This window comes from Maribacter corallii, from assembly GCF_047345415.1.
Lineage (GTDB): Bacteria > Bacteroidota > Bacteroidia > Flavobacteriales > Flavobacteriaceae > Maribacter_C.
In genome coordinates this window covers 1-5,526 of the sequence record NZ_JBLFEP010000012.1, presented here as the reverse complement: position 1 = coordinate 5,526, position 5,526 = coordinate 1, and the positions used below count along the sequence as shown (strand labels likewise).

The 5,526-nt window shown below is 51.7% G+C and carries 2 tRNA genes and 3 rRNA genes; all 5 read right to left on the bottom strand.

Going from position 1 to position 5,526, the window contains the following annotated elements:
• Positions 1-42: 42 nt before the first annotated feature.
• Positions 43-154 (bottom strand): 5S ribosomal RNA (rrf, locus tag ACKWCA_RS23840).
• A 180-nt stretch (positions 155-334) separates the two neighbouring features.
• Positions 335-3,162 (bottom strand): 23S ribosomal RNA (locus ACKWCA_RS23835).
• Between the two features lie 233 nt (positions 3,163-3,395).
• Positions 3,396-3,469: transfer RNA gene (locus ACKWCA_RS23830), tRNA-Ala, on the bottom strand.
• Positions 3,470-3,586: 117 nt separating this feature from the next.
• A tRNA-Ile gene (locus tag ACKWCA_RS23825) sits at positions 3,587-3,660 on the bottom strand.
• A gap of 141 nt (positions 3,661-3,801) precedes the next feature.
• Positions 3,802-5,329 (bottom strand): 16S ribosomal RNA (locus tag ACKWCA_RS23820).
• The 16S, 23S and 5S rRNA genes sit together here with 2 tRNA genes alongside, the layout of an rRNA operon.
• Between the last annotated feature and the right edge of the window lie 197 nt (positions 5,330-5,526).

Below are 5,526 nucleotides of genomic sequence, written 5' to 3'. Positions count from 1 at the left end.
AAAAAAAAGGTCCGAACATCTATTGATGCACGGACCTTTCGAGCAAGGCGGCGACCTACTCTCCCACTTGGTATAGCAGTACCATCGGCGCTGACGGTCTTAACTTCCCTGTTCGGAATGGTAAGGGGTGTGCCCCGTCGCCATGGCCACCTAAATCTTGAATATCTTCTTCGGTCGCTGAGCGTTGCCGAAGTGACATAATAATGGGACAGTTTCGAATAATGTTTTTTCAGTGGTGGATAGACCACGTATTTTTCAAGCAAAGGGTATGGAACATCATCGTACGGTAAGCGATAAAGGTCCGTCCGGCCCTCCCGAGGAAGGGCCGACGTATGTGCGCAAGCCTGACGGGCAATTAGTACCACTCGGCTACATGCGTTGCCGCACTTCCACCTATGGCCTATCGACGTGGTCATCTCCCACGGCCCTTTAAAGAAATCTCATCTCGTGGCCGGTTTCGCGCTTATATGCTTTCAGCGCTTATCCGATCCCGACATAGCTACCCGGCAATGCCCCTGGCGGGACAACCGGTGCACCAGCGGTCGGTCCGACCCGGTCCTCTCGTACTAGGGTCAGCTCCACTCAGATTTCTAACGCCCGCAGTAGATAGAGACCGAACTGTCTCACGACGTTCTGAACCCAGCTCGCGTGCCACTTTAATGGGCGAACAGCCCAACCCTTGGGACCTTCTCCAGCCCCAGGATGTGACGAGCCGACATCGAGGTGCCAAACCCCCCCGTCGATGTGAGCTCTTGGGGGAGATCAGCCTGTTATCCCCGGCGTACCTTTTATCCTTTGAGCGATGGCCCTTCCATGCGGAACCACCGGATCACTATGCTCTTGTTTCCAACCTGATCGACCTGTATGTCTCCCAGTCAAGCGCCCTTGTGCCATTGCACTCTACACACGATTGCCAACCGTATTGAGGGCACCTTTAGAAGCCTCCGTTACTCTTTTGGAGGCGACCACCCCAGTCAAACTACCCACCACGCACTGTTCCCTTAAAAAAGGGTTAGGCCCCGATCAAACAAAGGCTGGTATTTCAACAACGGATCCACGACGCCTGGCGACGCCACTTCAAATCCTCCCAGCTATCCTACACATTGTTTGACCAAGGTCAATACGAAGCTATAGTAAAGGTGCACGGGGTCTTTTCGTCCCACTGCGGGTAACCGGCATCTTCACCGATACTACAATTTCACCGAGCTCATGGCCGAGACAGTGTCCAGATCGTTGCACCATTCGTGCAGGTCGGAACTTACCCGACAAGGAATTTCGCTACCTTAGGACCGTTATAGTTACGGCCGCCGTTTACCGGGGCTTCAGTTCAACGCTTCGCCGAAGCTTACGTCTCCCCTTAACCTTCCGGCACCGGGCAGGTGTCAGGCCCTATACATCATCTCTCGATTTAGCAGAGCCCTGTGTTTTTGATAAACAGTCGCCTGGACCTCTTCACTGCGGCCCCCCATAAGGGGGGCGACCCTTCTCCCGAAGTTACGGGTCTATTTTGCCTAGTTCCTTAGCCATGAATCTCTCGAGCGCCTTAGAATACTCATCCCGACCACCTGTGTCGGTTTACGGTACGGGCCGCCTCGCTTGCTTTTCTTGGAAGTCGATACGCTGGATTATCACCTTGGCCGTGGCCTCGGTGTACTATCGGGGCGTTACCGCTCCCTTCAACGTGCAATTCCGTCTGCACGCACCAACCTCTCGCCTCCGTCGCTTTTAGCGCGGGCGGGTACGGGAATATTAACCCGTTGTCCATCCACTTCCCCCTTCGGGTCCGCGTTAGGTCCCGACTGACCCCCAGCTGATTAGCATAGCTGGGGAAACCTTGGTCTTTCGGCGTGCGGGTTTCTCGCCCGCATTATCGTTACTTATGCCTACATTTTCGTTCGTGCACGCTCCAGGACCCCTCGCAGGTGTCCCTTCGACGCAGGCACGATGCTCCCCTACCCCTCTGATAAATCAGAAGCCATGGCTTCGGTAATATGCTTATGCCCGATCATTATCCATGCGGAACCGCTCGACCAGTGAGCTGTTACGCACTCTTTAAATGAATGGCTGCTTCCAAGCCAACATCCTGGCTGTCAATGCAGTTCCACCGCGTTTTGTCAACTTAGCATATATTTGGGGACCTTAGCCGATGGTCCGGGTTCTTTCCCTCTCGGACATGGACCTTAGCACCCATGCCCTCACTGCGTTACATCATTTCATAGCATTCGGAGTTTGTCAGGAATTGGTAGGCGGTGAAGCCCCCGCATCCAATCAGTAGCTCTACCTCTATGAAACTAATAACACGCTGCACCTAAATGCATTTCGGGGAGTACGAGCTATTTCCGAGCTTGATTGGCCTTTCACCCCTACCCACAGGTCATCCCAAGACTTTTCAACGTCAACGGGTTCGGTCCTCCACAGTGTGTTACCACTGCTTCAACCTGCCCATGGGTAGATCGCACGGTTTCGCGTCTACTACTACTGACTCAAGCGCCCTGTTAAGACTCGCTTTCGCTACGGCTCCGCCCCTGAAGGGCTTAACCTTGCCAGTAAAAGTAACTCGTAGGCTCATTATGCAAAAGGCACGCCGTCACCCATATGGGCTCCGACCGCTTGTAAGCGTATGGTTTCAGGATCTTTTTCACTCCGTTATTCACGGTTCTTTTCACCTTTCCCTCACGGTACTGGTTCACTATCGGTCTCTCAGGAGTATTTAGTCTTGGCGGATGGTCCCGCCGGATTCACACAGGGTTTCACGTGCCCCGCGCTACTCAGGATACCGCTATCTAAAAGGTCTTTACCTGTACCGGGCTATCACCGTCTATGGCCAAGATTTCCAACTTGTTCCAGTTCATCACTTTTCGAATATCGCGGTCCTACAACCCCGCTATCGCCGAAACGACAACGGTTTGGACTAGTCCGAGTTCGCTCGCCGCTACTATCGGAATCACTTTTGTTTTCTCCTCCTCCGGCTACTTAGATGTTTCAGTTCACCGGGTTTGCCCCCTTGCGGGTACTATATCTTCAATATAGTGGGTTGCCCCATTCGGACATCCATGGATCATATCGTGTGTGCCGATCCCCATGGCTTTTCGCAGCTTATCACGTCCTTCATCGCCTCTGAGAGCCTAGGCATTCCCCATACGCCCTTTTCCAGCTTGTCGCCAAACCTTCAAATTCTTGCCGTATTCGATAATACTCTATACTCTTTACTTAAAAAATTCGTGTTCTATTTTACTAATAAAACTTTTATTCAAATCCCATAGCACCTATATAATATAGATACCATGGATCTGTCCCAATATGTCAATGAACCTTTTTACAGTGGACAATCAGCAATCAACAATACACAATCAATAATCGTTTATTGATCATTGTTATATCGACCATTGTAATCGTGGAGAATATCGGAGTCGAACCGATGACCTCCTGCGTGCAAGGCAGGCGCTCTAGCCAGCTGAGCTAATCCCCCAATTACTAGTAGTTAGCAATCAGTAGTCGGTAGTTAGTTCCTAACCACCACCCAACTTCTAGAATTTCCTATTCAATATTTCAATCAATGAACGTTTCGACGCCTTTCGGCGAAATGTAGTCCCGGGCAGACTCGAACTGCCGACCTCTACATTATCAGTGTAGCGCTCTAACCAGCTGAGCTACGGGACTGTCCCGGATGCCTTTCTTAAGGGCACCGTTCCTTTATATATCGTTATTGCAGAGACATTATATTGCGTTGTAACCCTTTTTGAACCCCTGATATCAAATCGGTCATACGGGACCGGATTCTCTTATGGCCGTCTTCTCTAGAAAGGAGGTGTTCCAGCCGCACCTTCCGGTACGGCTACCTTGTTACGACTTAGCCCTAGTTACCGATCTTGCCCTAGGCCGCTCCTTGCGGTGACGGACTTCAGGCACTCCCGGCTTCCATGGCTTGACGGGCGGTGTGTACAAGGCCCGGGAACGTATTCACCGGATCATGGCTGATATCCGATTACTAGCGATTCCAGCTTCACGGGGTCGAGTTGCAGACCCCGATCCGAACTGTGACCGGTTTTATAGATTCGCTCCGCCTTGCGACGTGGCTGCTCTCTGTACCGGCCATTGTAGCACGTGTGTGGCCCAGGACGTAAGGGCCGTGATGATTTGACGTCATCCCCACCTTCCTCGCGGTTTGCACCGGCAGTCCCGTTAGAGTCCCCATCATAACATGCTGGCAACTAACGGCAGGGGTTGCGCTCGTTATAGGACTTAACCTGACACCTCACGGCACGAGCTGACGACAACCATGCAGCACCTTGCAAAACGCCCGAAGGAAAGTCTATCTCTAGACCTGTCGTTATGCATTTAAGCCCTGGTAAGGTTCCTCGCGTATCATCGAATTAAACCACATGCTCCACCGCTTGTGCGGGCCCCCGTCAATTCCTTTGAGTTTCATTCTTGCGAACGTACTCCCCAGGTGGGATACTTATCACTTTCGCTTGGCCGCCCAGACCTCAAGGGCCCGGACAGCTAGTATCCATCGTTTACGGCGTGGACTACCAGGGTATCTAATCCTGTTCGCTCCCCACGCTTTCGTCCATCAGCGTCAGTATATGGTTAGTCACCTGCCTTCGCAATCGGTGTTCTATGTAATATCTATGCATTTCACCGCTACACTACATATTCCGGCAACTTCACCATAACTCAAGACCAGCAGTATCAAAGGCAGTTCTACAGTTGAGCTGCAGACTTTCACCACTGACTTACCGGCCCGCCTACGGACCCTTTAAACCCAATAATTCCGGATAACGCTCGGACCCTCCGTATTACCGCGGCTGCTGGCACGGAGTTAGCCGGTCCTTATTCTTACGGTACCGTCAAAAGGATACACGTATCCCTATTTCTTCCCGTATAAAAGCAGTTTACTACCCATAGGGCATTCTTCCTGCACGCGGCATGGCTGGATCAGGCTCCCGCCCATTGTCCAATATTCCTCACTGCTGCCTCCCGTAGGAGTCTGGTCCGTGTCTCAGTACCAGTGTGGGGGATCCCCCTCTCAGGGCCCCTACCCATCGTTGCCTTGGTAAGCCGTTACCTTACCAACAAGCTAATGGGACGCATGGCCATCTTTTACCGCCCGAAGGCTTTAACCGTCTTGCAATGCTACAAAAGGTACTACGGGGTATTAATCCAAGTTTCCCTGGGCTATCCCCCTGTAAAAGGTAGGTTCCATACGCGGTGCGCACCCGTGCGCCGGTCGTCAGCGAAGTGCAAGCACTCCCTGTTACCCCTCGACTTGCATGTGTTAGGCCTGCCGCTAGCGTTCATCCTGAGCCAGGATCAAACTCTTCATCGTTGTCTTATTTATATGTTAAGTCAACGACCAAAAAACGTCCCGGCCCCGTAATCTCGATTCAAATTCTTATGATTCAAAAAACTTACAGCCCACCCCTATTAATAAAAGTGGGCGCTGTCTCTACAATATGTCAAATGAACTTCCTTTTCTTGCCCGACATCACTGCCAAAGCGGGTGCAAATATAAGATGGTTTTTT